The organism is Microbacter margulisiae, from assembly GCF_014192515.1.
GTDB lineage: Bacteria > Bacteroidota > Bacteroidia > Bacteroidales > Paludibacteraceae > Microbacter > Microbacter margulisiae.
Genome location: NZ_JACHYB010000001.1, coordinates 555,614 through 580,968 on the forward strand (window position 1 = coordinate 555,614; position 25,355 = coordinate 580,968).

The window sequence follows — 25,355 nt, forward strand, 5'->3', positions numbered from 1 at the left end:
TATATTTGCAGTTGATAAATAAGTTGTCTTACAAACCCTATTTTTCATAAAATGAAGGTATTAAAATTTGGAGGTACATCGGTTGGATCGGCGCAACGTATGAAAGAAGTTGCAAAACTTATTTGCGATGGAGATCAAAAGGTTGTAGTGTTGTCGGCTATGTCGGGTACTACGAACACATTGGTAGAAATTGCCGATTATTTCTACAAAAAGAATCCGGTGGGAGCATTGGAAGTCATCAACAAGCTGGAAAAGAAGTATTACCACACCATAGGCGAATTGTATACTAAGCCGGCTATATTGCAGGAAGCTGAATCAGGCATAAAAACCCATTTTAATTATATCCGGACTTTCTCCAAAAGTATTTTTACATTGTTTGAGGAAAAAATCATTCTGGCTCAGGGCGAGATGCTTTCAACCATGATGATGCAACTTTATCTGAAAGAACTGGGCATTAACTCCATTTTACTGAATGCATTGGAATTTGTCAAAACAGATAAGAACGGAGAGCCCGATAATGCGTTCATCCGCGAAAACTTAAACAAACAACTCCAGCAATATCCTGATGCCGAAATCTATATCACACAGGGCTATATCTGCCGTAATTTCTATGGAGAGATTGATAACCTGCAACGCGGAGGCAGCGACTACACTGCTTCTTTGCTGGGAGCTGCTTTAGATGCCGAAGAGGTGCAAATATGGACCGATATTGACGGGATGCATAATAATGATCCCCGCTTTGTAGAGAATACCCATCCTGTGCGTAATCTTCATTTTGAAGAAGCTGCGGAACTTGCTTATTTCGGTGCAAAAATATTACATCCAACCTGCGTGTTGCCGGCCAAGTTGAGCAATATTCCTGTTCGCTTATTGAACACGATGGATCCATCGGCGTTGGGTACACTTATTTCAAACGAAACAGAGCATGGCAAGGTAAAGGCAGTAGCAGCAAAAGATGGCATTACGGCGATCAAGATTAAATCGGGACGAATGCTGTTGGCATATGGTTTCATGCGCAAAGTGTTTGAAATATTTGAAAGCTACCAGACTGCAGTGGATTTGGTAACTACTTCGGAAGTAGGTGTTTCCGTAACGATTGATAAGGTAAAACATCTGGAAGAAATTGTCAATGACTTGAAAAAACTGGGTACAGTTACCGTTGACCACGACATGGTTATTATTTGTGTGGTAGGAGATATTTATCACGAATACAACGGTTTGCAGGCATTAGTAGTGAATGCGTTAAAAGAAGTACCCATTCGTATGGTAAGCTACGGAGGAAGCGATTACAATATCTCTTTCCTCATCAAGAAAGAGGACAAACAAAAAGCATTACAAGCATTGCAGTCCATTTTTGAGTAAAGAATATTTGATTTCGAACAAATTATGATAAAAGGTAAATTCCCGTTAGAACAATTCAAGGCTGTAGAAACTCCTTTTTATTATTACGATTTAAGCTTGTTGAAGCTGACTTTGGAAAAAGTCAAATCCCTGGCCGGAGGCTTTGGCTATGATGTGCATTATGCGGTTAAAGCAAATGCTAACAAACATTTATTGGAACTGATTGCCAAAGAGGGTCTTGGCGCTGATTGTGTCAGCGGTGGAGAGGTAGGTGCTGCTGTCGAAGCCGGATTTTCTCCGGATAAAATCGTGTTTGCCGGCGTTGGAAAAGCCGACTGGGAGATCAAGCTTGGGCTTGAACATCATATCTTCGGATTCAATGTAGAATCAATTCCTGAGTTGGAAGTAATCAACCAACTGGCTGCCGAAAGGGGAGTGACTGCTTCTGTGGCCTTGCGAATTAATCCTAATGTGGATGCCCATACTCATCATTATATTACGACCGGATTGAACGAAAACAAATTTGGTTTTAATATGGAGGATATGGATAAGGTCATTCGCCTGTTGCCTGCATTGAAAAATGTGAAACTGATAGGAATTCATTTCCATATTGGATCTCAGATTACAGATATGGTACCTTTTCAAAATCTCTGCGTGAGGGTGAATGAGATTCAGGAGTTTTTTGAATCAAAAGGTATTCGTTTGGAGCATATCAATGTGGGAGGAGGTCTGGGGATTAATTATGAGCATCCCAATCATGTCCCTGTTGCTGATTTTGAATCTTATTTCAAAGTATTTAATAACCATTTGCAACTGAAGCCGCACCAAAAACTTCATTTTGAATTGGGACGCGCTATTGTTGCCCCTTGTGGAAGCCTGATTACAAAAACGCTTTATGTAAAAGAAGGTGCTACAAAACAATTTGTGATTGTAGATGCAGGGATGACTGATTTGATTCGACCGGCTCTGTACCAGGCATATCATCATATTGAAAATATTTCATCTGAAGGTCCTTTGAAAACATATGATGTTGTGGGCCCGATTTGTGAATCGTCTGATACTTTCGGTACAGAACGGACGCTCAACGAAACCAAAAGAGGAGATTATATCGCTTTACGTTCGGCTGGAGCCTATGGCGAAATTATGGCTTCCCGATACAATTTGCGCCAGCTTCCTGGCGTCTATTATTCAGAATAACCGTTTAGAAAGACGCAAAGCGATGAATTTCTTACTTCCTGAACAATGGCAGTTGCCGGATAAAATTCTGTTGACAGCCCTTGTCATCACTTTCGGCGTACAACTTTATTATTACCTCTATCATTTTAATTCGGTCCTGAGATATAAACGTAATCTTAGGAAAGGTATTGTCCCCTTTTTGGAGACAACGCCCCCTGTTTCCGTAATTATTTGTGCGAAAAACGAATCAGAGCATCTGAGGGAGTTTCTTCCTTCTGTTCTGGAGCAGGATTATCCTCAATACGAGGTTATTGTGATTAATGACGGATCTACAGATGCCACAGAGGAGCTGCTTCGTGAAATGTCAAAACAGTATCCACATCTTTATCGAACCTTCGTGCCTGATTCTGCTAATGTTATAAGTACCAAAAAATTAGGTATCACAATTGGCATTAAGGCAGCTAAATATGATCTGTTGCTTTTTACAGATGCAGATTGCAAGCCTACAGATAAACAATGGATAAGAAACATGTCCCGTAATTTTACGCAGGGCACTGAGTTGGTGATCGGATATGGAGGTTATCAAAAGTCAAAAACATTATTGGGGCAACTGATCTCATTCGATACGTTGTTTATAGGTTTGGAATCGTTGGGATTTGCTTTGACAGGCCATCCTTACATGGGCGTAGGACGTAACATGGCGTATCGTAAGGAAACATTCCTGCGTGAAAAAGGTTTTTCCAAATTTCTGAAGCTTCAGTCGGGAGATGACGATCTGTTTGTCAATAGAATTGCCAATGAATATAATACACGGGTTGAAATATCCCCTGAAAGTGTCACCTGGTCGGTTCCGAAAGCCACATTTAATGGCTGGTTCCGGCAGAAGGAACGGCATCTTTCTACGTCAAGATTTTATACCATGCGTAGCTTAACGATGCTTGGCGTTGAAGTATTAACAAGAGGATTATTTTATCTGCTTTTGCTTGCTATATTGCTTTTTAGTCCTTCTCTGTTGAAAATGATCGCTTTTGCATTGTTTTTGTGCCGGTATGGCATTCAATTGTGGACGGTCAATAAAATAGCCAAACAATGGGATGAACAAAGATTCTATATTACCCTTGTTCTCTTTGATATGTTCCTTCCCCTAGTCAATCTGTATATTCATCTGTTTGGCAAAAAGGGTAATTATCAGTGGAAATAATTTTCCATTGAAGTGAAAAAGAGTCTTTCCTTTTTACAAAAACGTAGTTTCTTTCGATTGTAGATTGTATATTTGTTGCATAAAAACCAACAAGAGATATGAATTGGCATTTGTCAGGTCATGATGCTGAAGATGCTCTGCCTCTTGCTGATCTGTGATTTAATTCATCATACTTAAATCTTTGTTTATGTCAATTTTAGATCAATTACAACCTGCTTTGGTGTGGCATTATTTCAACGAGATTCGTCAGGTGCCGCGCCCTTCGAAAAAAGAGTCGAAAATTATTGCTTATTTGCAAGAAACCGGAAAGAAATTACATTTAGAAACCATAACTGATGCTGCGGGTAATGTCATTATCCGTAAACCGGCTATTCCTGGCAAGGAAAATCGTCCTACTGTTATTCTTCAGTCTCACATGGATATGGTTTGTGAAAAGAATAATGACGTCACGCATGATTTTCTGAACGATCCGATTGAGATTTATATTGAAGACAACTGGGTGAAGGCTAAAGGTACTACTTTGGGTGCTGATAATGGTATTGGCATAGCCGCTTCACTGGCAGTGCTGGCATCTGATGATGTACAACATGGCCCTATCGAATGTCTATTTACAGTCGATGAAGAAACGGGTCTGACAGGCGCTGCTGCTTTGCAACCCAATATTTTAACGGGCAATATTTTGTTAAATCTTGACTCGGAAGATGATGGGGAAATCTTCATTGGTTGCGCTGGAGGTATCGATACAGTAGCTACTTTGCCTTTTGAATACCAAAACGTTCCGGATAACTATTTCTGGGCACTTGTTGAAGTGAAGGGATTGACGGGGGGACATTCCGGAGATGATATTGACAAGGGATTTGCCAACGCCAATAAAGTTTTGAATCGCTTCTTGTGGCAACAGGCACATAAGACTTCATTACGTATTGCTTCTATTGATGGTGGCAACCTGCGTAATGCAATTGCTCGGGAGGCACATGCTGTCATCGGAGTTCCTAATGGAGAAAAAGAATCATTGCGGGTTGATTTTAACGTTTTTGCTGCAATGATTGAAAAGGAACTGGAGCATAAGGAACCTAATATACGCTTGGAATTAAGTTCTGAAACAGCACCGGAAAAAGCTATAGATAAGAAAACGACCGATCTTTTGCTGAATGCATTATATGCTTGTCCACATGGCGTTATCCGTATGAGCGATACGATGCCCGGTTTGGTGGAGACATCAACCAATCTGGCTTCTGTGAAGATGTCGGGCAACACGATTATCATCACCACCAGCCAACGTAGCTCCATTGATTCTGCCAAGCATGATGTGGCGGCTATGGTTAACAGCGTATTTACATTGGCAGGTGCTTCAGTGCAACATGGAGAAGGTTATCCCGGATGGCAGCCTAATCCGGAATCGCCTGTTGTGAAGCTAACCGCTTCTCTGTATGAAAAGCTTTTCCAGCAGAAACCTCACGTACGTGCTATTCATGCCGGATTGGAATGTGGTCTCTTTCTGGAAAAATATCCTCAATGGGATATGGTTTCTTTTGGCCCAACCATTCGTGGCGCCCATTCTCCGTCCGAACGTTTGGACATTGTGGCTACTCAACGTTTTTGGAAATTATTGATTACGTTGCTTGCTGAGATTTAATTCTAAAAACACATCTGTTCCGCAACGATTTCAATAGTAATCGTTGCGGTTTTATATCATTACTAGCAGAATAATTGTAAAAAAGACACCACCATGTCATCTGAAAAAATTACTGTATCCGTACTATCTGTGGCCGCTGCTTTATTTCTGACCATTATAAAGTTAGTGGTGGGATATGAGACGAACAGTTTAGGTATCCTTTCGGAAGCCCTGCACTCCGGGTTGGATGTTGTTGCTGCTGTTATCACGCTCGCGGCTGTTCATATTTCGGATAAACCGGCAGACCGGGAGCATCATTACGGGCATGGTAAAGTAGAAAATTTTTCAGCACTTATCGAAGCTGTTTTATTATTACTGACCTGTAGCTGGATTATTTATGAAGCTATCTACCGGCTGACACATCCTGCCATTCATGTCGAAGTGACCATTTGGAGCTACGCCGTTGTTTTATTAGCGATTGGAGTGGATATAACACGGTCCATTTCGTTGAGAAGAGTTGCGAAAAAGTATAATAGCCAGGCACTGGAAGCTGATGCGCTTCATTTTTCTTCTGATATATTAAGTTCAGGCGTGGTGTTGGCAGGATTGATCGGGGCAGAACTGGGATGGTTTGTCACCGACTCGATTGCAGGACTTTTAGTGGCTATTATTGTTATAGTCATTTCATTTCAACTGGCTAAAAGAGCAGTAGACTCCTTACTGGATAAAGCTCCCAGAGAGGTTGAAATGCAGATCAAAGAAGTATTAAAGCATAATCATGACATCACGGGTTATCATGATTTGCAGGTACGATCCTCCGGAGGAGATGTTTTCGTAGATGTTTGCATTCATGTCCCGCCTGAAGAATCAATCCTGGTGGCTCATAACACGGCGGACAGCCTGGAGAAAGAGATCAGCGAGTCTGTTCGTTTTAAAGTACACACTACTATTCATATTGAGCCCGAGGGACATAATATAATAAAATAACTGAATAACCGAACAACAGGAAGATGAAAGCCTACAAGGAGATAGCGGGCTGGTAGCTAGTAGATAATAGAAATCTGATAATCTGAATTTAAGGAAGTTACTGAAAGAAGAGAAGATAGCACTACTATCTACTGAATACGTTAACTCCTGATCTTCTTTTAGCTCCTGGCATTTCTTTGATCTCTCAGCGTCTCAAGAAACATTATAACCACATGAAATTTCAAACAGAAATATTGATTCCAAATGCTGCCGAAACAATCTCTTATCAGGATGAATTACTCTTGATGGGATCTTGTTTTGTGGAAAACATGGGCAAGAAATTTCAGGAGCTGAATTTTCAGGTTACTGTGAATCCTTTTGGCGTACTTTACAATCCGGCTTCAATAGCCGGAGCTTTGGAGCGATTGATGAATCCTGTTCCTTTTGAGGCTGCTGATCTGTTTCATTATGAAGAGATATGGCATAGTTTTGCGCATCACAGTCGTTTCTCCCTAGTTTCAGAGAAAGAAACCTTACATGCCATGAATGACGAGCTGGCCTTAGGCGCTAAACGCCTAAAGAAAGCACGCTGGTTGATTATAACTTTTGGAACGGCATGGATTTATCGCTTGGCAGACACAGGAATGATTGTAGCTAATTGTCATAAACTTCCGGAAAAGCAGTTTCTCCGGTCGCGAATGAGCGGGGCAGATATTGTAGAGCAGTTTATCCCATTGATTCGTAGACTAAAAGGCATGAATCCGGATCTTCAGATCCTGATGACGGTCAGCCCAATCAGGCACTGGAAGGATGGCGCTCACGAAAATCAGTTGAGTAAGGCTATCTTATTGCTGGCCATTGAACAGCTGCAGCAACAGTTTGCTTTTGTGCATTACTTTCCGGCTTATGAACTGATGTTGGATGAATTGAGAGATTATCGTTTTTATGCCGAGGATATGATGCATCCCAATGCTATAGCTATTGATTTTATTTGGGAGAAGCTCCTACTGCATTATATTCATCCTGATACACAACGTACAATCAGGGAAGTCGAACAAATCAATAAAGCCTTACAACATCGTGCTTTGCATCCTGATTCGGAAGCATACAGCAAGTTTCGTCAACAATTGGATCAAAAGATAAAAACTTTGCAGAAAGCATATCCTTTTCTTCGTTTTGACAAATAAACTTTAAGGTCGTTTCGGAGAAAAAGAAAAGCGTTGGGGAAAGAAATTCTTAATCCAACGCTTTTTTAATAATGAAAAGTGTCACCTATTTAGCAGGTTTCAACTTCTTTGTTGATTTTTTTGATCAATCCTTGTAATACTGTTCCAGGCCCTAATTCGCGGAACCATCCGGCGCCGTCAGTAATCATGTTTTGAACGGTTTGTGTCCAGCGTACAGGAGATGTCAATTGTGATACAAGATTTTGCTTGATGATTTCCGGATCTGTTTGAGGTTGTGCATTTACATTTTGGTAAACCGGACAGATTGGTTGATGGAAAGTTGTTGCCTGAATCGCTTTTTCCAATTCTGCGCGGGCAGGTTCCATCAATGGTGAATGGAATGCTCCTCCGACTGATAGCATCAATGCACGTTTTGCTCCGGCTTCTTTCAATAAGTCACATGCTTTTTGTACAGCTTCCACTTCACCGGAGATGACCAATTGCCCGGGGCAATTAAAATTGGCAGGAACGACAACGCCTTCTACAGAACTGCAAATAGATTCCACAACATCATCGGCCAGACCTAAAACGGCTGCCATGGTGGAAGGTTTGGCTTCGCAAGCTTTTTGCATTGCCATAGCACGGGCGGAAACTAAACGTAAGCCGTCTTCGAATGAAAGCGCATTGGAAGCTACTAAAGCCGAGAACTCGCCTAAAGAGTGACCAGCTACCATATCAGGGGTAAATTCGTTGCCAAGTGTTTTTGCTAAAATCACCGAATGGAGAAAAATAGCCGGTTGTGTTACTTTGGTCTGGCGTAGATCTTCGTCAGTGCCTGCAAACATTAAATCGGTTATTCTAAAACCAAGTATTTCGTTGGCTTGCTCAAAGAGTGTTTTTGCCTGATCGTTTGTTTCGTACAAGTCTTTACCCATGCCCACAAATTGAGCGCCCTGACCGGGAAATACAAATGCTTTCTTCATAATTGATGTGTATTTGAAATTTAACGCACAAAGATAACCCATTTTATTGATACAGCACAGTTGTGGGTTTATGCCGGGGCGTTACTCGAACAGTAGTTCTCCGAAAAATTCAGGACGATGAAAATCAGGGGATTTTGTGTTAATTGGACTCCAGCTTACATAATGCTTCATGCTTGTTCCATCGGCACATTTATAAAAATTGCCCATGATTTTCTTTGGCAAATGATCGGGCCGTATGCCCAGTAATTTGAAAGGAATGGCAACCGTAAGTTCCCATTCGAAAATTCCTTCCATTTCATTAAAAGCTTTTTTCTCCATGGAAGGATAACGGTCTATTTGTACCATCTCATTTGTTGGACGCAATTTGCCGTGTCGTGGTTCAGTGTAAATGCCAGAATAACATGCCCCAATGCAATTGAACTCAAAATTCATATATTCGGTATGTTCCGGTAGCTGACAAAAAAACTCTATGCAACTATCTTCCCAAACAGGAGTTTGGTCACGATCGTTGATTGCTCTCAAGACATTACCGATTACGGAATATTTGATAAAAAGATGAGTCGTTGATCTTCCTGCCCAAAAAAAGGAAATAGGTTTATATGGGAATAGGTCTGGCCAGTTAACATGTTCGATATTCCCTTCTCTCCCATTTTCTTCCAATACGTTGGCAGCTATCTCCGCTGTAGCATCATTCAATTGTGGAATGTAAGGAATTATAATTGATTTCATGTGTGTGTATTGTTTATTTATCAAAGGTCACATGGAACTCGCATAGCAAAGTCTATCATCATTTGTTTATTTTTAATTCAATCATGCTCGTTTCATGAGTAAAATCTTTTATCTGATGACAAATACCTGTTCCTACTGGCTTCTCTAGGATTATGATGCAATTATACGATTTTTTAAGCACAAAAAAAACATCTGTTTTTAGAAAATAAATGAATAATAGTTTCTGCTGCTACTATTCTGGTAGAAAAAGCCTTGGAAGCGCACTGATTTATCAGGAGTCAATGCCATGGAGCAGCTCTACTCAGAGTTAACCCAAATAGTTATAATTTCTTACAGAATATCATTCCTTTGCTTTCGTCAGCAAAAGTTGAAGCAAACAGATAATGATCGCCTCCTTCTTTTAATTGGAATTTGTGCCGGATATCTGCAACGGTCATGGGAAAATTGCGTACGGCTACATTTGCCTGCAAAGAGGGAAGCCATTTTCGTAGCGATGCTTTGTTCAGCGGGAAGGTGGTTACGACTTCAAAGATACGTCCCGGAAAATTGGAAATCAACTGATCTGAAGTATACAGATGCGATGCCGGATGAAGTTTTTCAAGGGAAAATCGGAAGGCGAGCAATCGGTAAGCGCCCGCTTTCATTAAGGCTACATTGGGTTCGTACAGGTATTGTTTTACAATAGCAGTATAATGAGCAGTAGCGTTTTTTTCTTCTTTTTGAAAAAAAGCAAAACGGCCATCTTCCTGCATCCCGAAATGAACTGCCGTGATTTCAGTTTCTGTGGGATAATTTACACATTCGAATAAAAGCTCCTTGCATTCGTTTTTTATTGCAATAATATGCACTTTTTCTACATATGGCAAAGTAGTTATGGCCTGCGATATGTCCATCATGGGCGATATCTTGATAATAAACCGAGACGCGTGTTGATAAAACAAGGACATTGCCTCCAAAACATTCGGTTCATATTTGTCCAAAGCAATAACGCGTTGCTGGTGTTCGTTGCGCCGTGAAGGGTCAATATAAAGTACATCAAATTGCCGGTTGCTTTTTTGTAAAAATGTTATCCCGTCATCACAATAAGTTTCAATCGGAGCATGCATTGCGTCAAAATTGTGTCTGGCAATGGCAACTAATTCAGGATTGTGCTCTACATAAACCAGTTGTTTAGCAGCTTCGGACATATATAGACTATCGATTCCCAATCCTCCCGTTAAATCAATAACTGTCTTGTCTTTCACCAGGTTTGCCTTATAATGTGCTGTTGTTTCAGATGAAGCCTGCTCCATGGACAGCTGGGGAGGATAGATAATGTTGTCGTTTTCAAGCAGACTCGGAAACTTAACAGATGCTTTGCGACGCCCACTGATTTGTTGTACAGCAAACGGTATATCAACATCAGGATATTTGGCTGCATGCAACAGCAGTTCCATAACATCATCATGCTGATGCGATGATATAAAATGCTTCAGTGTTTCAGTTAGCTCCATGTTAGAATCCTATCCCACGTCAGGAAACGTATTATTTTTTACATACATAAATGCTGGCTTCGTAGAGAAGTACCAAAGGAAGGCAAACAGCAAGCATAGTAAACGGATCTGCCGGAGTAATTATACCGGCAATGATAAAGATGACAACAATAGCATGTCGTCTGTATTTGCGCATAAAACTACGCTTCAGGATACCTAGTCGCGAGAGCAGGTACACCAGAATGGGAAGCTCAAAAACGGCCCCGATAGAAATGAGCGTAGTGGTAAACAGGCTGATGTATGAACTTAAAGAGATCAGGTTTTTAATATCGGGGCTGATCTGATACATGTAGAAAAAGTGGACTGCTACCGGGAAAATAATTATGTACGAGATGGAGACTCCGATGAAAAACAGGATAGCTCCGGCCATAAATGTCCAGACAACCGGACGTCGTTCGCTGGCATAAAGCGCTGGACTGATGAACCGCCAAAGCTCATAGAAGAAATAAGGAAAAGAAAGAATTAAACCCAGCCAGAAAGCAACTGAAAGATGGGTCATAAACTGACCGGTGAGCTGAAAATTTACCAGATTAAGATTGAAAGGGACAATACGGAGGGAATGAATATAGAACAGTGCCCCCAACTTATCAATCCAATGATAGACAAAAAAGCTGGAACTCTTCGGGGCAAAGATGGCTGTAAAAACCCACTCTTTAGCCAGAAAAACAGCTATCATCAAGGCGACCAGAACAACCGCACAACGCATTAGCATCCACCGCAAGGCTTCCAGGTGATCCCAAAACGTCATCTCATCTTCTTCTTTCGATTTCATACATGAATAACTTTTTAAAGGTCGTATGGAACTCGCACATCAATCATTCTCATGTGTTTGGATATAAATAATGTACATGCTCGTTTCATGCTTACTATATTCTTTTAATCTACTGATAATTTTAATTCGTTGATGCAATGGTTTTAAATCCGATTAGCTGATCATACCGGCTTCCCATCGGACGATAATAAACGTAAATGGCATATTGATTGTCCGTTTGCCAGTAGCTTCCTTCGATTGGCAAAGTCGACCCAACCGAATCTCCTTTGGGAACATACAAATAGAGATAGTTGTATCCGCCTTGTTTGAGTAACAGTGTCTTGTCATAAGCTTGTTGCTGGCCGTTGTAATCGAGTCGATCACTGTCGTTGAACTGGTTATAGACGAAGTTTCCACTTAAGTACAACGACCCTTCAAAAAGCGGATGATCGTCGGGCAAGGTAAAGTGAACATACATGTAATCGGCTTCTATATCACTATCGGAATGATTCTGGATGTTGATCAGGTAATTGCCATGCACGTCCGGTTCTTTTTCAAACGAGCGTCCGGCACGGATGGGATCATCGTTTAATGTAGCATGATAGGCAGGAGCAATGTATTGGATGCCTTTCACTCCTATAGCAGCCAGATAAACGGACGAAATGTCAAACTGGCGGTATGAGTTTCCTCCTTCAAAGATCAGCGCCTTGTTGTTGGAGAAAGTTTGTAGCGTCTGGGTAGAGTAGGTAGGTTGTGGGTTGTACACCTCATTGTCGCGACGATCGTTTTGCCGCACCAACACATGCATCTCTGAAAATACATCCCGGATGGGAAAGTTGCTGTTGTCAACCGTAAAATCAAGTTGCTGGTACCTCCCGTTCATTTCTGTGTCGGTATTGCCTCGAACCGAACCATTGATTGCCACATGTGGATCGACTACGGAGAAACAGGCGTAAGCTACTACTTTGTCGGGATCATTATCTTCATAAATGGTCACGACATAATTACCCGAAAGTTTCATGCTGGTATTGTCGTTTGGGAAACGCAGCCAGTAATGTGTGTACAGAAAAGTGGTATTCACCGATAATGCCGACTCGGTGATGGTTCCGGTCTGGAAGCCGTTGATAGCTTCCATATCTGATACATCCGATAATTGCCAGTTGGCATCGCAATGCCTGATCGAATAGTAATAGTTTTTGCTGTCGTGCGACATTTCATCAAATTGGATCAGAATATCTTTCTGACTGTTCAATACAATGACGGGAAGAGACATTGGGGCTCCTTCCACACTTACCTGCAATGTTTTAATCTGACCGGAGACAGGATGGGTGTAAAACGGAGCTTGCGCCATGACATACCATGACAATAAAGCAGAAAGCGAAAACAGGAATCGTTTCATGGATTGCAGCATTAAGTGGCTATGCGATGCAAATGTAACAAAAAGAACATTTGCAGGCAATAGAATGACATTGCTAAGAATAACGTTTCAAAGCATCACTGGCTATTATTTCTTTACAGGTTGGCTGCGTTTGAATCGTGCTTTTGCTTCCGGCTGCATTTTTTCGCAGGCATACTGGAAGATCAGCCGGGGCGAGGTTTCCTTCCATTGGAGTAAAAAGGCTTCCGTCGCTTCGGGGTTCAGCTTCCATGCTTCGCGCAAATACCATCCGATGCCCTGATGCACCTCTCTTACAGGATCCTGCATCAGGATGTCCAGAAACGGGAACAGGGAAGTGATTTCGCCGGGATTCTTCTTAATCCATTTGATGAGAGTAACCGGCACCGACCGTCGCTGGAAAGGATTCTTCGCTTGCAACCATGGACGAAACTCTTCCACAGTGACGATGTGTTGCAGAAGGAATTTCGGAAGGATAATCATTCCGAGCGTATCGGCATGCGCCCAGTTTGTGATGCCAATGGCATACCACGAAGCAATGGTGTCGAAGGTCTTCCGACTGAATTGTTTTCCGAATGCATCCGTCAGCAGCAGTGCAAATGAGGCTTCTTCATACTTTTCTGCTGCAATTAATGCCGGCGCTGCTGCCAGCACTGTTTCCAACGTGATTCCATCCGTTTGCCGCAATGTTTTTACTTCAGCCTGCATCTCAGGCTGGGATAGTCCGTATGCATTGTATTCGCCTTTAAAAAAACGGCTGTACTTCTTTACGTTTGCTTCGTTGGCATGTTGCATGCAGAACGTCCGTATTGCCACGGCCAGATTGTCGGGAGTCATGTGATAATTTATTTTTGATTCAGTGATTGCATAATAAGATTCACGAGATCTTTCGGAGCGTTCGGATCTTGCATGGTTTCTTTAATTTTTTGTTTCTGTTCCGGAGTCAGCAGGTCGGTCATTTGCCGGATGCCGTCTGTTAATGTATCAAGCGCATGCGAAACGATGACCGTCACCTTCTGGTTGTATTGCCGTTCCAGGGTAGTGTCAGGCTGATTGGCAAGCAGGTTGGTGTTGATTTGTTTCAGGAGCGAAAGTAATTGGGGAATAGCCGGAGCGAGGCTTTTCATTACGGAGTCTTTCAAAGCCGACATCTTTGCCAGTTGTGCTTTGGTGAGCATGTTGCTGGTATCTTTCGGTGCAACCGGCTCCGGATGATTCCATTGCAAGATCACATCTTTAATTTTCATCCGGTTGCGGGCTATAAAAGTACGGTTGGAAATATTTTTGCCATCATTGCCTTTTTCTACTTTACTCCAACTCCCCAACGTATATTTATAGGCATATTTTTTCCCTTTAAAACAAGGAATGACCAGCCGGTAGTGTGTCTTGTCGATGCGGTGCATCATGTAGCTGCTGTCGCCGGGATTCCAGTTGTTAAATGATCCGGCGAGGAAAACGGAAGAATCTTTTTGAATGCCGGTGCCCGGAAGTTTCACCATCAATTCAACGGCGGCAACCTGTGCTGTGGCGGGAACGTACGAAAACAAACATCCTGAAAGGATGAATAAAAGAGATGACAGACGTTTCATGGCAAATGTGTTTTGAGTTAAACAAATCGGGACTGCAATGGCTGTTTTATGGCAGATGCATCTTTGTAAGCAACAAAGTTACAACAGCTTTTCCTCGATTTGTACTGCATGACTGTATTTCTCGAGCAGCGTAACAGACATCTTTACCGCTTCTTCCACTCCTTCCTTGCCGGAGTATCCGTTGAGGATCAAGAAGAGGTGTGTCGTCCCGGTGGAAATCTTGGTGCGTTCGTTATCGCTGGTAGGTGTGCCGATACCGCCTTTGCTGTCTTTATATACTGGTAATCCGTCGATGTTCAGCACGCCACGCCCGATACCTTCGAAATGGTCATCGGCTGTTCCAACGGTCAGGGTCAAGGTGCCTTCTATCTTATCGGCATCAAAACCTCCGATGGAGTAGCCGGTACGGATGGAAATCAGGTTGATGATATCCACCAGCGTGTTGATTTGATAAAGCGGAATGCCACGTACAATACGGCGGCAAAGGGCTTCGGCAGAGGGACGGTAACGATTCGGGTCTTTCCCGAATGCTTTATAGGCTGTTCGTGTGGCCTGGATAGCAGGGATTTTGTTGATTTGTTCCAGCGTGTAACGAGCTTTTACATATTCCTCGGCGGCATGGATTTCTTCCCATAATCCGGGTTCAAATGTGCTGTTGGTTACACTGCACGAAATCAGCCCCAGCACAAGTTGCGGACAGGCGGTTCTAACATGGTCGGAAATGGAAACGGGAATCATTGTAATGGTATTGATTATTTATTTTCTTAATCCGATGCCGCTCAGCAGACGGCCTGAACGAATCCCCTGGCGTCGTGCCGAGAAAAACAGTTCCGGTTCGGAATAGGTGCAATGTGTGGATACTTCAATATCTTTCACTCCCTTTGCCCTGAGCTCGTCGAAGACCACCGCCCGGACATCGAAAAGATATTTTCCCCCTGATTTGGGACGAAAATAACGGGAAACATCGAAACCTTTCTCCTGAAACTGCTGATAGAGATCTTCCCCGACTTCGTACACCTCTCCGCTGATGCAGGGGCCGATGGCGGCAATGAGGGTATGTGGATCGGTGCCGAACCGTTCCTGCATTTTGTCGATGGTGGCAGCGGTAATGTTGTTCAATGTTCCTTTCCAACCGGAGTGAATGGCAGCGACAGCTTTTTGCAGCGGGTCGAAGAGCAGGATAGGGACACAATCCGCTGTAGTGGTTGTGATGCAGATTCCCCTGACGCGCGTTATCACTGCATCGAAACCTTCCACAGCGGCTTTTCGTTCGGGTTCGGGCATAGCCAGTAGCGCTTCGTCAATTTCTTTTACATTGGTGGTGTGCATCTGGTGAGTGCCTATCAGGGTTGAAAACGCAATGCCCAGTTCGTTGCAAAGCAATTGCCGGTTGTGGTCGATGTTTTCGCGCAGATCGGAAGAGTAGTTTCCAAGATTGAGCGAAGCAAACTCACCTGAACTGATTCCTCCGACGCGGGTGGAACTGAAATGTATGATTTCATCGGCATGGCGATGAAGATTGGTGTAGGAAAGGATTTGTATTGGCATGATGGGTTAGAATTCTATTTCTTTGTGCGTAATGTAGGCAGTCCCTTTGAAATTGGCCAGCAATTGCTCCTCCTGGTCGGTCACGTTGATATCGCAGGTGCATAACTTGTTGCTGCGGAAAATTTCCCTGGCTTCGGCAGTAAGGATGCCTGCCGTACTTTTGGCGAAAAATGACATGTTGGCGTTGATGGAAAGGGTGATGAGGGCGTATGAATTGACTGCTGCGGCAAAGCTGAAGTCAGCCAGCGTGAAAAGTAGTCCGCCATGCACCACTCCGGCTCCATTTAAATGACGTTCTTCAATGGTTACCTGTGCTTTGGCATATCCCGGATGGCATGCGATCAATTCGATGCCGTTGCTCATGGCAAATTTATCTCCGGTGAAGTATTGTTTGTATTTATCCATTTTGAATTTTTATAATGCAGTAGTGATAATGCATATTGCTCGTTTCGTTATTTATTTCCCTGTTTCATGGTTGCGGCAAGGTATCTCACGATCGAAAAAAGTTGTCGCATCGTTGCGGCAAGCCGGAATGTTAACGGAATTGCTCTTATATTGCTGTGGCAAGCAATATTGTTAATGTTCTTTTGCCAATCATTACTGCGGGAAACAATATTATTAACGTTCTTTTGCCAATCGCTGGTGAGGCAAGGAATACTGTTATTGTTCTTTAACCACCCATTGGTGCGGCAAGTAAAACTGTTAACGTTCTTTCACCGCGCATCTTTGTGGCAGATAATAAATGTAAATAAAATCCCTCCTTACATATTGTAACAGGGTCAAGAGGGTGTTATTTTGTCATTAATGTTGTTGTGGCATATAATAACGGCAGTGCACAGGTGCTATACCCCCTGGCAAGCGGTCAATGCTCATCTTTTAGCATGTGTCGCTCCCAGCCGGAATGCTTCCAGGTTCATTTGCACGGTGTCTGTTCCTTTCGAAATGAAACGTTCTGTAATAGCATCTTCCAAAACAGAGGATGCAATGCCCAGATAGGGTGAAGCCGCTCCGAGCATCACAAGGTTAAAGGCTTTTGCATTGCCTGCCTGACGCGCCAATGCTTCGGCATCAACCAGCAGATGACGATGTTTCCGAATCTCGTTCAGAATGATTTCCGGCTCGGGATAGTTCGGAATATTGATATAAGGCTCGGTAGCCGTAACGATAATGCCGTTGGGTGCCAGGAAGGGCAGGTAGCGCAACGACTCCATGGGCTCGATAGATAAAATCAGGTCGGCTTTGCCTGTCGGGATCAAAGCGGAATAGATCTCTTTGTCGGAGATGCGCAAATGCGATTCAACGGCTCCTCCCCGCTGGCTCATGCCATGCACTTCGGATTGTTTCAAGAATAGGCCCTGTTGCATGGCGGCCATGTCAATGATGCCGGCAATGGTAAGGATACCTTGTCCGCCGACGCCTCCAATAATGATATTTGTTGTCATACGATAGTCGATTTGTCAAAATAAAAGGTTTGACACCTTGTGGCTTATGCTGGTGTTTCTTTTGCTTTCTCTCTTCGTTTCCGACTGGCAGTCTGCACACATTCCCGTTGGGCAATGATCACCGAAACACCTTTGTACTCCATCTCCTCTTTAAGGATGGCCTTATTCTCTTCACTGTTTTTCTTTAGCGGAATAATGGTGCGGATATGTGCTTCTTCAACGCCAATCCCCTTGCAGATGTCGAACAACCGGCCTGTTCCGGCTGAGTTTTGTCCTCCGGTCATGGCAGTGGTGGAGTTGTCGGAAATAATGATCGTGACAGGGGAGCGGTCATTCACGGCATCGAGCAATCCGGTCATACCCGAGTGGGTAAAGGTCGAATCGCCGATCACGGCAACAGCAGGATGCAAACCGGCGTCGGCTGCTCCTTTGGCCATGGTGACGGAAGCTCCCATATCGACGCATGTGTTGATGGCGCTGAAAGGAGGCAGGGCGCCAAGCGTGTAACATCCGATATCGGAAAAGAGATGCTTCTCGGGATAAGCTTCGAAAACCGTATTCAGTTCTTCAAACACATCTCTGTGGCTGCATCCCTGGCATAACATCGGAGGACGGCCTGCCACAACGGAAGGTATGGCTTGTCTTGCCTCCCCATCTTCCACGCCTAATGCTTTTGCCAGTATATCCGGAGACAGCTCTCCGGTACGGGGTAATGTGCCGTCCAATCGTCCGTGGAATTTGCTGTTTCCGAAATATCCTTTCAAAAGCTCTTCATAAACAGGATATCCTTCTTCGACGATCAGGATATCATCATAGTGTTCCGTGAAAGCCCTGATGGTTTTGTCGGGTAGGGGGTAGTGTGATATTTTCAAAACAGGGAAATCAAGCTGAGCCGATTCACGCACCTCCATCACGTAGCTGAACGCAATACCAAATGCGATAACCGCTTTTTTACCAGTACCGGCAATCTCTTTGTTCAGGAACGATGATTCGGAGACGGCAGTCAGTTGCTTTTGTTTGTCCAGCAGTTTGGCGTAATTCACCCGCGCATTGACCGGCAACAGAATCCATTTCCGTTTATCGGTTGACGGGTTGAACGGATTTTCATCGCGGGGGGCTTTTGGCAAGACGATGGAACGTGCATGCGAAAGGCGTGTGGTGATACGCAGCAAAACGGGAAGTTGCATCTCTTCCGAAAAGTCGAATGCATAACGGACGGCATCGTATGTCTCTTGTTGTTCCGAAGGCTCGATGACCGGCAGGAAGGCAAACTTGCCATATACACGCGTATCCTGTTCGTTTTGCGAAGAGTGCATGGAAGGATCGTCCGCCACTACCACCACCATACCACCATGCACACCGGTGATGGCGGAATTGATAAAAGCATCGGCTGCAACATTGAGGCCTACATGTTTCATGCAGATCAGTGTGCGTTTACCGGCATACGACATGCCTAAAGCCGCTTCGTAAGCGGTCTTTTCGTTAGTAGCCCATGCAGAATGGATGCCTTTTTGCCTGGCAACATCCGATTGTTGGATAAATTCGGTGATTTCTGTTGAGGGAGTGCCCGGATAGGCATATACGCCGGAGATGCCTGCGTCAATAGCGGCAAGGGCAATCGCCTCGGCTCCCAGTAGAAGTTGTGGATTCATTTGGTTGATCAAGAAATTATCCCCGAAGGGTATGAATTAAACACACTGAAAATGTGATAAATGGCAGATGATGAATCGTGCCGTTCCGCTTATTATTTTCAGTTGGCAAATTAGTTATTTTTGCTGATAACAGAAAGGGATTTTGGTATAACATCCCGCTAATTTACCATGTTTTCTCTCACACACTCAATATCTTTTCGTCAGCTTTCAGGTAGTCGGTGAGGGGTTGTCCCATATAACGGAGTTCAACGCCAAGTTTTCTCAGTTCTTCGGTTACGCCTGAGTTATCGGCACAGGCAAGGCATCCTTCAACGGTTACGCCTGCTGCAAGCATTTCTTTAATTTTTTCCTGTACTTCAGGGTCGCTACCTGCAAGCTTCGAAGAGGATCCCCAAATAATTACATTGACATCCTGCCACCATCCACGTTTTTTTGCGTTAGTGGCATACATGGATACCATGTTGAAGAAAGTTTCTTTGTTGTTTGTTGTCCAAAGGATGTTTAGCTTTTCCATATGATTTTATTTTACATTTGTTGTATCAACGGAATTATCTGCGCCAGGCAGAGTCATTTTGATGGCATACTTTGCTTTACTGCTGTAGGTGTTGAGCGTATCCTGACCTACCGTTCTGACGATAAGACTCTTTTCGGGAACCTGATACGAAGTGGTCATGTAATGCAGGATAAACAGGTTGCGCCGTTGCAGGAAACGTTGAGCACCGGCCTGAATGGAATCGGGTGCATAGAGGGCATTGACCTTGTCCTGTATGGATGCGTTGACAGGCAGGTTGCTTTTTGCCTTTACCAATGTGTCAACATAGGCAACAAATCCGGCATCGTTATTGTTCACCAGCTCGATATCGCTATAATGGATCTGTTGTTGTGTGCTGTCCTTTTGTTGCGATTTCAGGTAAGCTGATTTTGTTTTGAAAAGGGCATATGCAGGCAGCATATCTTTCAGATCAACATATTGTGTCAGTGTCAGCAGCATGTCAGGTTTTTGTTTCAGCATGTTTGCCAGGTCGTTCAATTGCTGGTATTGCTGAGCGGTGAAATCAGTTTGCAGAGGTTGCATGACAATGGCTTCCATCTTATCAGGGTTCAATCCCAGCGAACCGGCCAGGAAACGCACCGGAGAGATGGCCACTTTCACCATCAGGTTGACCAGTGTCTTCAGAATGATCTTTGTATAGGAGAACTTCGGATCATGAATATTACCCTGTACAGGCACGTTAAATTCAATTTTGCCGTCTTTGTCTTTCAGGATATACAATGCCAGTTTCATCGGGATATGGTATTCCGGTTTCACTCCATGTTGTTTCTTCCCCACATTGGCATTGAATGCGTCGAGCAGGTTTGAACTGTTGAGGTTGTTTCGCCGGATGACATTTTTGCTTACAAAGTTGAAGTTCCCCGTTGTGATAGGGTAGGCGGTATATTGCACAACGTAGGGGCTGAACAACCGCAGGCTGATGTTGCGCATATTCAGCATGATATCCTGGTTGGCAAGATTGTTCATATTCCCTTTCCAGCTGAAATGCATCAAGCCGCCTTCAGGAAACCGCGCCTGCATTTTATACGTATTGGTGCCGTTCATATCATAATTTGCAACCTGGAAGTCGATTTGCTGCACCGGCAGGGTAAACGGAACAGAGAGCGTTTGGTCTGTGTAAGTGAGTTGCGAATTGGTAATATGCAGGTCTTTTATCTTTACGGTCATGGGTTGCGATGGGGAAGTGGTGTCTTCAGCCGCCGGCGTGAGCAGGTTCGTGTAGTTAGTGGTAGTCTTCCGCATGATAAAGTTCAGGTGTACGCCGGAAGCATGCACGTAGTCGAGCAGGTAGGCAGAGCTGTTCCAGAGCAGCGAGTCGATTTTCACTTCCGCTGTTGCTGCCGAGGCAAGCTCTTCACCTGCCTTGTTGGTTATGTTGAAAGATTTCCCGCTTGCAGTACCTGTAACCACAAAATTCATCATGTGATCCATATCGCCCGTAATGTTCAGGTTGGTGTTGATGAATCCTTCCAGTTGCGCAATGTTAAGCTCTTCTTTGGCATAGGGATAGAAAATGCTGAGGGGCAGGTTGCTTATCTGAAGTCCAAGGATATACTGGTTTGTCTTCATGTTAAGGGCCAGATGGCTATCTACGGTTGCGTTTTCGCCTATCTTTAAATGGATGCCGGCATGGGTGTCTCCTTCGCCAAAACGCATTTCGGGAATGGCGACGCCAAGATCATTCATCTTAATCGTGTTGTGCAGTTGCAGGTCGGTATATACAATCTTTCCCCCTTTGATAAAAATATTTTTCAGGATAATTGCTTTAGGGAACGAAGAAGGCGTTGTGTCGCGATGTTCATATTTGTAAAGCAGGTCGTTGAAGTTGAACGAATCTTTTTTCTGGATGATATCAACATAAGGACGGATAACTTTTATTTGGGATAACTCAAACGTGCTACCCAGCAATTTATGTATCGTCAGCTCCATGTAAAAGGTGTCGATGGAAGCAAACACTTTCGTGCTATTGGCCTCGTACATGCGGAGCGAATCCATTTCGAGCGTACCTGTGAAAATGTTAAGGTGTAGTTTGCTCATCAGGATCTGCCGCCCGATCATTTCCTTACTGTGTTTTTCAATATAGTTTTTGACAATGGATGAAACCGACAATGCCAATACGATGAGGCAAAGCGCGATGGCAGACACAACGATTGCCGAAATCTTAACTACCTTATGTTTCATAAATCAGTTTTTTGGTCACGGAATTCAACAAAAATACAATACATTCTGTCAAAATAGACAGGCAGTTTATGCAAAAAGATCGGCACAAACGGTCTTTACATCCCTGATGCGTTGTTCTTCACATTCATACCACTGAAAATCATATACTTCTCCGGGAGCACAAAGCGAGACATGCGGAGAGGGCTGCATCGGGCTTTTCACCAGATGTTTCCCGGAAAGATGGATCTCCCGGACATTCAGTTGTTGGATGATTGAGGACACATTGGTTGCCGAGATACCTCCTCCGGGAAGAAGGATAAGGGCGTTGCCAGCATGTGCAATCAGTTGTTCCAGCATATCAGCCCCTTCGGGAACCGAAGGTTTGCCTCCTGAGGTAAGGATGCGATTGACACCGCAATCCATCAGGTCATCCAATGCGCGAAACAAGTCTGTACATTGATCGAAGGCACGGTGAAAGGTGACTGACATAGGCCGTGCTGCTGCTATCAGGCGCCTGACGGCTTCAGTGGCAATATTACCCTGTTCTGTCAGCACTCCGAATACAACACCATTTATCCCCAATTGTTTATAAAAAAGGATTTCGCGCTCCATCACCTGCAACTCTTCTTTATTATAGACAAAATCGCCCACACGCGGACGCACCATCACATGGACGGGGATGCTGAGGTGTTCTTTTACATAGGCTACGCTGCCGATGGATGGTGAAAGGCCTCCTTCGGCATAACCCGAACATAACTCTATACGATCTGCACCACCCCAGGCGGCTGCTATTGCTGAAAGCGGTGTAAAGGCGGCTGCCTCAATTAAAACAGACATGTCATTTTTGATTTGTTTGGACAAATATTGAATATATTTTGAATTTGTCGATTTGCAAATTTTCAAAGACAATAATTACAAAGCAGATGCCGATGATTATTTGTTTCTCGCTTTAAGTTCCATTGGTAATAAGCAGTTATAAACAAACGCGTTGACGGGGGTTGGTACTCCATATTTTTTTCCTAAACGAACGACTGTTCCGTTTTGATATTCTAATTCGGAAGGTTTTCCCTGCCAAATATCCCGTGCCATGGATGAATTGGAGTGAAAAGGTAAAGAATCAGTTACAGTGATGGTTTTTTCAACAAAATCAGAAGGTAGGTTGATATGAGCACCTTTAGCAACCTGAAATACTTCAGTCACAAGTTGTATCATTAATTCCCGCGTTTCAGGTAACGTGCGTAACTCTCCATAATTTGTTCGTGTCAAAGCAAGCAATCCACTAAGACATATTGAAATGAATTTTTTCCAGCGATCTGCTTGAATATCTTTTGCATGGTATGCTTCAATACCAGCCTCTTCAAATAGTTGTTTCAGCAAAACTGTGGCAGACGTTTCTGTGTTATTCAGTTCTCCGAATGTAATCGTAGGATTTACGCCGATATGAGAGATTACTCCCGGAGATTCTATCATACTGATAATGCGACATAATCCTCCCATGATATGTTTATCAGGCATCTCTTCCAATAGCTCTTCCGATGACAAAACTCCATTCTGCAAAGGCAATAGAATTGTGTTTTGATCGACAATTCCTTTCAATTGGGGAGCTAAATCTTTTATTTGCCATGCCTTGGTGGTCAACAAAATTACGTCAGCTCCTTTTAACTCCTCCAGATTGTCAGTTGCATGAGCATTTTTTACTGTAAACTCTCCTTGAAAACTTTTGATTTGAAGTCCATTTTGTTGTATGGCGTTTAAATGAGCTCCACGTGCTATAAAGATCACATCATGACCTGCTAATGCTAATTTACCTCCAAAATAACCACCGACGCCACCGGTGCCAATAATTCCTATTTTCATATGATAAACATTTTGTTTTGAAAAGAATATCATAACTCGTGTTCCGCCGTTATAGATAAGTAGTATTTGTGTTAATTGTCAAATATACGCACAATTCCTGCATTTCAATGATACGAACTAAAAAACATAAGGATTATTTGCAACGGACAATGCTATAAAAGTGATTATGTAAGATAACAAGGAATATAAGTACACTGTACTAATAAAAGCTTTTGTCCTGTTCTAAACAGAAACAGTCAGCTCGCGCATACAACTTTTCAAGAAGAATAGTACAAATTACTCTTCCAGATTGTCTAACGGATTTTCCATTATGCCTTGTTGAATATAAATAGGATGAATTTGAGTTTTTAGATTGGGAAGATTCTTTATAAATACAATTGCGCCCAGAATGCATGAAATGCCACCAATCACTAACGTGTGGGGAGCTCCGATCCATTGTGCCAATGATCCAAAAATTAAACTACCAAAAGGAGCTGTTCCCATCAGAGCCATGGAGTAAAAACTCATGACACGTCCTCGTTTGTCGTCATCCACAATGGTTTGAATGATGGTATTGCTGGAAGCCATTTGCATCATCATCCCCAATCCTGCAAATATCAAGAAGAAAAGGGATAAGGGAAGATAGCGGGAGAAGGAGAAAGCAATGAGTCCGGCACCAAACAAAACACATGCGAATGGAATCAATTTTTCCAGTCCCAATACGTTCTTTCGTGATGCCAGATAAATAGCGCCCATAAGCGCCCCTAATCCTGTTGCTCCCATTAAAAACCCAAAGGTATGTGATCCTCCATGTAGAATTTCTTTAGCGAAGACAGGCATAAGTACTGCATACGGCATTCCCATGAGGCTCATTAAGGCAAGCAACAAAATAACAGCTTTGATTGGCGCAAACCCGAACGTATATTTAATTCCTTCTTTGAATGAAGACAAAAATTGGCTTTGTTTCGGTTTCAGAGTTTGCTGTTCAATTCGCATGCGGAGCAACGAAATAATTACAAGTAAAAAGCTTAATCCATTAATTGCAAAACATGCACTTTCCCCTGTTGAAGCCAGAATGATACCGGCAATTGAAGGCCCGATTAATCTGGCCACATTGACCATGGTAGAGTTTAAGGCAATGGCGTTTCCCAGATTTTCCTTTTTACCCACCATTTCTATCAGGAACGATTGACGGGCTGGATTGTCAAGCGCAGTGATACAGCCAAGAATGATACTTAAAATAATAAGCATCCAGATTTGAACGATGCCCAGAACTATTAATAGCGCAATAGCAAACGCTTGTAACATTGCCAATGCCTGTGTATAGAGCAATAAATTTCGTTTATTCCAACGATCTGTAATCACGCCTGCAAACGGGCCTAACAAAAATACCGGAATTTGACCCGTAAATCCGATTAATCCTAGTAAAAATACGGAGTGAGTTAAATCGTAAACCAGCCATGGCATAGCGATACGCTGAATCCAGGTACCTATCAGTGAAATGCTTTGACCTGTTACAAAAAGCCTGAAGTTGCGGCTTTCGAGTGAACGGAACATTCCTTTATAGCCTTTCGGAGCTGAATTGGCGATGGGCCTGGGTTTAGATCTGTTTTGTGTCATATAATATCATGGGTTGACAATATAAAGAGGCCAGTATCAATATATATTGATATGGCCTCTTTCCGTTTGAAGTAGTAAAAGCTACGAAGTTAAGATGAT

Annotated in this window: 23 protein-coding genes; 6 read left to right on the forward strand and 17 right to left on the reverse strand. The window is 43.3% G+C overall.

Going from position 1 to position 25,355, the window contains the following annotated elements:
• The first annotated feature begins 51 nt into the window (after positions 1-51).
• The 6 genes from FHX64_RS02370 to FHX64_RS02395 all read left to right on the forward strand — a co-directional run bounded on the left by FHX64_RS02370 (position 52) and on the right by FHX64_RS02395 (position 7,486).
• The gene (locus FHX64_RS02370) at positions 52-1,362 is read left to right on the forward strand and encodes an aspartate kinase (RefSeq protein WP_183412244.1); all 1,311 of its coding nucleotides are present in this window, start codon (positions 52-54) and stop codon (positions 1,360-1,362) included.
• Positions 1,363-1,386: 24 nt separating this feature from the next.
• Positions 1,387-2,538, forward strand: a complete 1,152-nt coding sequence (gene lysA, locus FHX64_RS02375; RefSeq protein ID WP_183412245.1) for a diaminopimelate decarboxylase — start codon at positions 1,387-1,389, stop codon at positions 2,536-2,538.
• Between the two features lie 22 nt (positions 2,539-2,560).
• Positions 2,561-3,718: a glycosyltransferase gene (locus tag FHX64_RS02380; RefSeq protein WP_183412246.1), complete on the forward strand. Its 1,158-nt coding sequence runs from the start codon at positions 2,561-2,563 to the stop codon at positions 3,716-3,718.
• A gap of 187 nt (positions 3,719-3,905) precedes the next feature.
• A complete protein-coding gene (locus tag FHX64_RS02385) occupies positions 3,906-5,354 on the forward strand; it encodes an aminoacyl-histidine dipeptidase (RefSeq protein WP_183412247.1) in 1,449 nt (482 codons plus the stop codon).
• Positions 5,355-5,447: 93 nt separating this feature from the next.
• Positions 5,448-6,320: a cation diffusion facilitator family transporter gene (locus tag FHX64_RS02390; protein ID WP_183412248.1), complete on the forward strand. Its 873-nt coding sequence runs from the start codon at positions 5,448-5,450 to the stop codon at positions 6,318-6,320.
• A gap of 212 nt (positions 6,321-6,532) precedes the next feature.
• Complete coding sequence (locus tag FHX64_RS02395; RefSeq protein ID WP_183412249.1) at positions 6,533-7,486, forward strand: GSCFA domain-containing protein; 954 nt, start codon at positions 6,533-6,535, stop codon at positions 7,484-7,486.
• 89 nt (positions 7,487-7,575) lie between these two features.
• On the opposite strand, the gene fabD is transcribed toward FHX64_RS02395, so the two are convergent.
• The 17 genes from fabD to FHX64_RS02480 form a co-directional block, all read right to left on the reverse strand.
• Positions 7,576-8,448: an ACP S-malonyltransferase gene (gene fabD / locus FHX64_RS02400; protein WP_183412250.1), complete on the reverse strand. Its 873-nt coding sequence runs from the start codon at positions 8,446-8,448 to the stop codon at positions 7,576-7,578.
• 81 nt (positions 8,449-8,529) lie between these two features.
• Positions 8,530-9,177: a carbohydrate-binding family 9-like protein gene (locus FHX64_RS02405; RefSeq protein WP_183412251.1), complete on the reverse strand. Its 648-nt coding sequence runs from the start codon at positions 9,175-9,177 to the stop codon at positions 8,530-8,532.
• Between the two features lie 320 nt (positions 9,178-9,497).
• Complete coding sequence (locus FHX64_RS02410; RefSeq protein WP_183412252.1) at positions 9,498-10,670, reverse strand: THUMP-like domain-containing protein; 1,173 nt, start codon at positions 10,668-10,670, stop codon at positions 9,498-9,500.
• A 31-nt stretch (positions 10,671-10,701) separates the two neighbouring features.
• On the reverse strand, positions 10,702-11,481 hold the full coding sequence (gene tatC, locus FHX64_RS02415) for a twin-arginine translocase subunit TatC (RefSeq protein WP_183412253.1): 780 nt from the start codon (positions 11,479-11,481) through the stop codon (positions 10,702-10,704).
• 121 nt (positions 11,482-11,602) lie between these two features.
• Complete coding sequence (locus tag FHX64_RS02420; RefSeq protein ID WP_183412254.1) at positions 11,603-12,859, reverse strand: type IX secretion system plug protein; 1,257 nt, start codon at positions 12,857-12,859, stop codon at positions 11,603-11,605.
• Between the two features lie 105 nt (positions 12,860-12,964).
• A complete protein-coding gene (locus FHX64_RS02425; protein WP_183412255.1) occupies positions 12,965-13,693 on the reverse strand; it encodes a DNA alkylation repair protein in 729 nt (242 codons plus the stop codon).
• Between the two features lie 8 nt (positions 13,694-13,701).
• Positions 13,702-14,445, reverse strand: a complete 744-nt coding sequence (locus tag FHX64_RS02430; RefSeq protein ID WP_183412256.1) for a Spy/CpxP family protein refolding chaperone — start codon at positions 14,443-14,445, stop codon at positions 13,702-13,704.
• A gap of 78 nt (positions 14,446-14,523) precedes the next feature.
• Entirely contained in the window at positions 14,524-15,183 is a 660-nt protein-coding gene (locus FHX64_RS02435) for a B3/B4 domain-containing protein (RefSeq protein WP_183412257.1), read from the reverse strand.
• A gap of 18 nt (positions 15,184-15,201) precedes the next feature.
• Positions 15,202-15,993, reverse strand: coding sequence for a peptidoglycan editing factor PgeF (pgeF, locus tag FHX64_RS02440; protein WP_183412258.1), 792 nt, complete (start codon positions 15,991-15,993; stop codon positions 15,202-15,204).
• Between the two features lie 6 nt (positions 15,994-15,999).
• The gene (locus FHX64_RS02445) at positions 16,000-16,398 is read right to left on the reverse strand and encodes a PaaI family thioesterase (RefSeq protein ID WP_183412259.1); all 399 of its coding nucleotides are present in this window, start codon (positions 16,396-16,398) and stop codon (positions 16,000-16,002) included.
• A gap of 464 nt (positions 16,399-16,862) precedes the next feature.
• The gene (locus tag FHX64_RS02450; protein WP_183412260.1) at positions 16,863-17,435 is read right to left on the reverse strand and encodes an indolepyruvate oxidoreductase subunit beta; all 573 of its coding nucleotides are present in this window, start codon (positions 17,433-17,435) and stop codon (positions 16,863-16,865) included.
• A 44-nt stretch (positions 17,436-17,479) separates the two neighbouring features.
• The gene (locus tag FHX64_RS02455; RefSeq protein WP_183412261.1) at positions 17,480-19,087 is read right to left on the reverse strand and encodes a thiamine pyrophosphate-dependent enzyme; all 1,608 of its coding nucleotides are present in this window, start codon (positions 19,085-19,087) and stop codon (positions 17,480-17,482) included.
• A 178-nt stretch (positions 19,088-19,265) separates the two neighbouring features.
• Positions 19,266-19,601 carry a DsrE family protein gene (locus tag FHX64_RS02460; protein ID WP_183412262.1) on the reverse strand — a complete coding sequence of 112 codons (336 nt, stop codon included), beginning with the start codon at positions 19,599-19,601 and terminating at the stop codon, positions 19,266-19,268.
• A 6-nt stretch (positions 19,602-19,607) separates the two neighbouring features.
• Positions 19,608-21,821: a DUF748 domain-containing protein gene (locus tag FHX64_RS02465; RefSeq protein WP_183412263.1), complete on the reverse strand. Its 2,214-nt coding sequence runs from the start codon at positions 21,819-21,821 to the stop codon at positions 19,608-19,610.
• 66 nt (positions 21,822-21,887) lie between these two features.
• Positions 21,888-22,637: a copper homeostasis protein CutC gene (locus FHX64_RS02470; protein WP_183412264.1), complete on the reverse strand. Its 750-nt coding sequence runs from the start codon at positions 22,635-22,637 to the stop codon at positions 21,888-21,890.
• A 96-nt stretch (positions 22,638-22,733) separates the two neighbouring features.
• Positions 22,734-23,657: a ketopantoate reductase family protein gene (locus tag FHX64_RS02475; protein WP_183412265.1), complete on the reverse strand. Its 924-nt coding sequence runs from the start codon at positions 23,655-23,657 to the stop codon at positions 22,734-22,736.
• A 276-nt stretch (positions 23,658-23,933) separates the two neighbouring features.
• Complete coding sequence (locus FHX64_RS02480; RefSeq protein WP_183412266.1) at positions 23,934-25,256, reverse strand: MFS transporter; 1,323 nt, start codon at positions 25,254-25,256, stop codon at positions 23,934-23,936.
• Positions 25,257-25,355: the final 99 nt, after the last annotated feature.

Excerpts from the sequence above, each read along its gene's own strand:
- FHX64_RS02420 (WP_183412254.1), bottom strand. The coding sequence starts at position 12,859 with ATGAAACGATTCCTGTTTTCGCTTTCTGCTTTATTGTCATGGTATGTC.
- FHX64_RS02475 (WP_183412265.1), bottom strand. The coding sequence starts at position 23,657 with ATGAAAATAGGAATTATTGGCACCGGTGGCGTCGGTGGTTATTTTGGA.
- FHX64_RS02445 (WP_183412259.1), bottom strand. The coding sequence starts at position 16,398 with ATGGATAAATACAAACAATACTTCACCGGAGATAAATTTGCCATGAGC.
- FHX64_RS02425 (WP_183412255.1), bottom strand. The coding sequence starts at position 13,693 with ATGACTCCCGACAATCTGGCCGTGGCAATACGGACGTTCTGCATGCAA.
- FHX64_RS02395 (WP_183412249.1), top strand. The coding sequence starts at position 6,533 with ATGAAATTTCAAACAGAAATATTGATTCCAAATGCTGCCGAAACAATC.
- FHX64_RS02405 (WP_183412251.1), bottom strand. The coding sequence starts at position 9,177 with ATGAAATCAATTATAATTCCTTACATTCCACAATTGAATGATGCTACA.
- FHX64_RS02470 (WP_183412264.1), bottom strand. The coding sequence starts at position 22,637 with ATGTCTGTTTTAATTGAGGCAGCCGCCTTTACACCGCTTTCAGCAATA.
- FHX64_RS02455 (WP_183412261.1), bottom strand. The coding sequence starts at position 19,087 with ATGAATCCACAACTTCTACTGGGAGCCGAGGCGATTGCCCTTGCCGCT.
- tatC (WP_183412253.1), bottom strand. The coding sequence starts at position 11,481 with ATGAAATCGAAAGAAGAAGATGAGATGACGTTTTGGGATCACCTGGAA.
- FHX64_RS02390 (WP_183412248.1), top strand. The coding sequence starts at position 5,448 with ATGTCATCTGAAAAAATTACTGTATCCGTACTATCTGTGGCCGCTGCT.
- FHX64_RS02450 (WP_183412260.1), bottom strand. The coding sequence starts at position 17,435 with ATGACAACAAATATCATTATTGGAGGCGTCGGCGGACAAGGTATCCTT.
- FHX64_RS02480 (WP_183412266.1), bottom strand. The coding sequence starts at position 25,256 with ATGACACAAAACAGATCTAAACCCAGGCCCATCGCCAATTCAGCTCCG.
- FHX64_RS02430 (WP_183412256.1), bottom strand. The coding sequence starts at position 14,445 with ATGAAACGTCTGTCATCTCTTTTATTCATCCTTTCAGGATGTTTGTTT.
- fabD (WP_183412250.1), bottom strand. The coding sequence starts at position 8,448 with ATGAAGAAAGCATTTGTATTTCCCGGTCAGGGCGCTCAATTTGTGGGC.
- FHX64_RS02460 (WP_183412262.1), bottom strand. The coding sequence starts at position 19,601 with ATGGAAAAGCTAAACATCCTTTGGACAACAAACAACAAAGAAACTTTC.
- lysA (WP_183412245.1), top strand. The coding sequence starts at position 1,387 with ATGATAAAAGGTAAATTCCCGTTAGAACAATTCAAGGCTGTAGAAACT.
- FHX64_RS02410 (WP_183412252.1), bottom strand. The coding sequence starts at position 10,670 with ATGGAGCTAACTGAAACACTGAAGCATTTTATATCATCGCATCAGCAT.
- FHX64_RS02370 (WP_183412244.1), top strand. The coding sequence starts at position 52 with ATGAAGGTATTAAAATTTGGAGGTACATCGGTTGGATCGGCGCAACGT.
- pgeF (WP_183412258.1), bottom strand. The coding sequence starts at position 15,993 with ATGCCAATACAAATCCTTTCCTACACCAATCTTCATCGCCATGCCGAT.
- FHX64_RS02465 (WP_183412263.1), bottom strand. The coding sequence starts at position 21,821 with ATGAAACATAAGGTAGTTAAGATTTCGGCAATCGTTGTGTCTGCCATC.
- FHX64_RS02435 (WP_183412257.1), bottom strand. The coding sequence starts at position 15,183 with ATGATTCCCGTTTCCATTTCCGACCATGTTAGAACCGCCTGTCCGCAA.
- FHX64_RS02380 (WP_183412246.1), top strand. The coding sequence starts at position 2,561 with ATGAATTTCTTACTTCCTGAACAATGGCAGTTGCCGGATAAAATTCTG.
- FHX64_RS02385 (WP_183412247.1), top strand. The coding sequence starts at position 3,906 with ATGTCAATTTTAGATCAATTACAACCTGCTTTGGTGTGGCATTATTTC.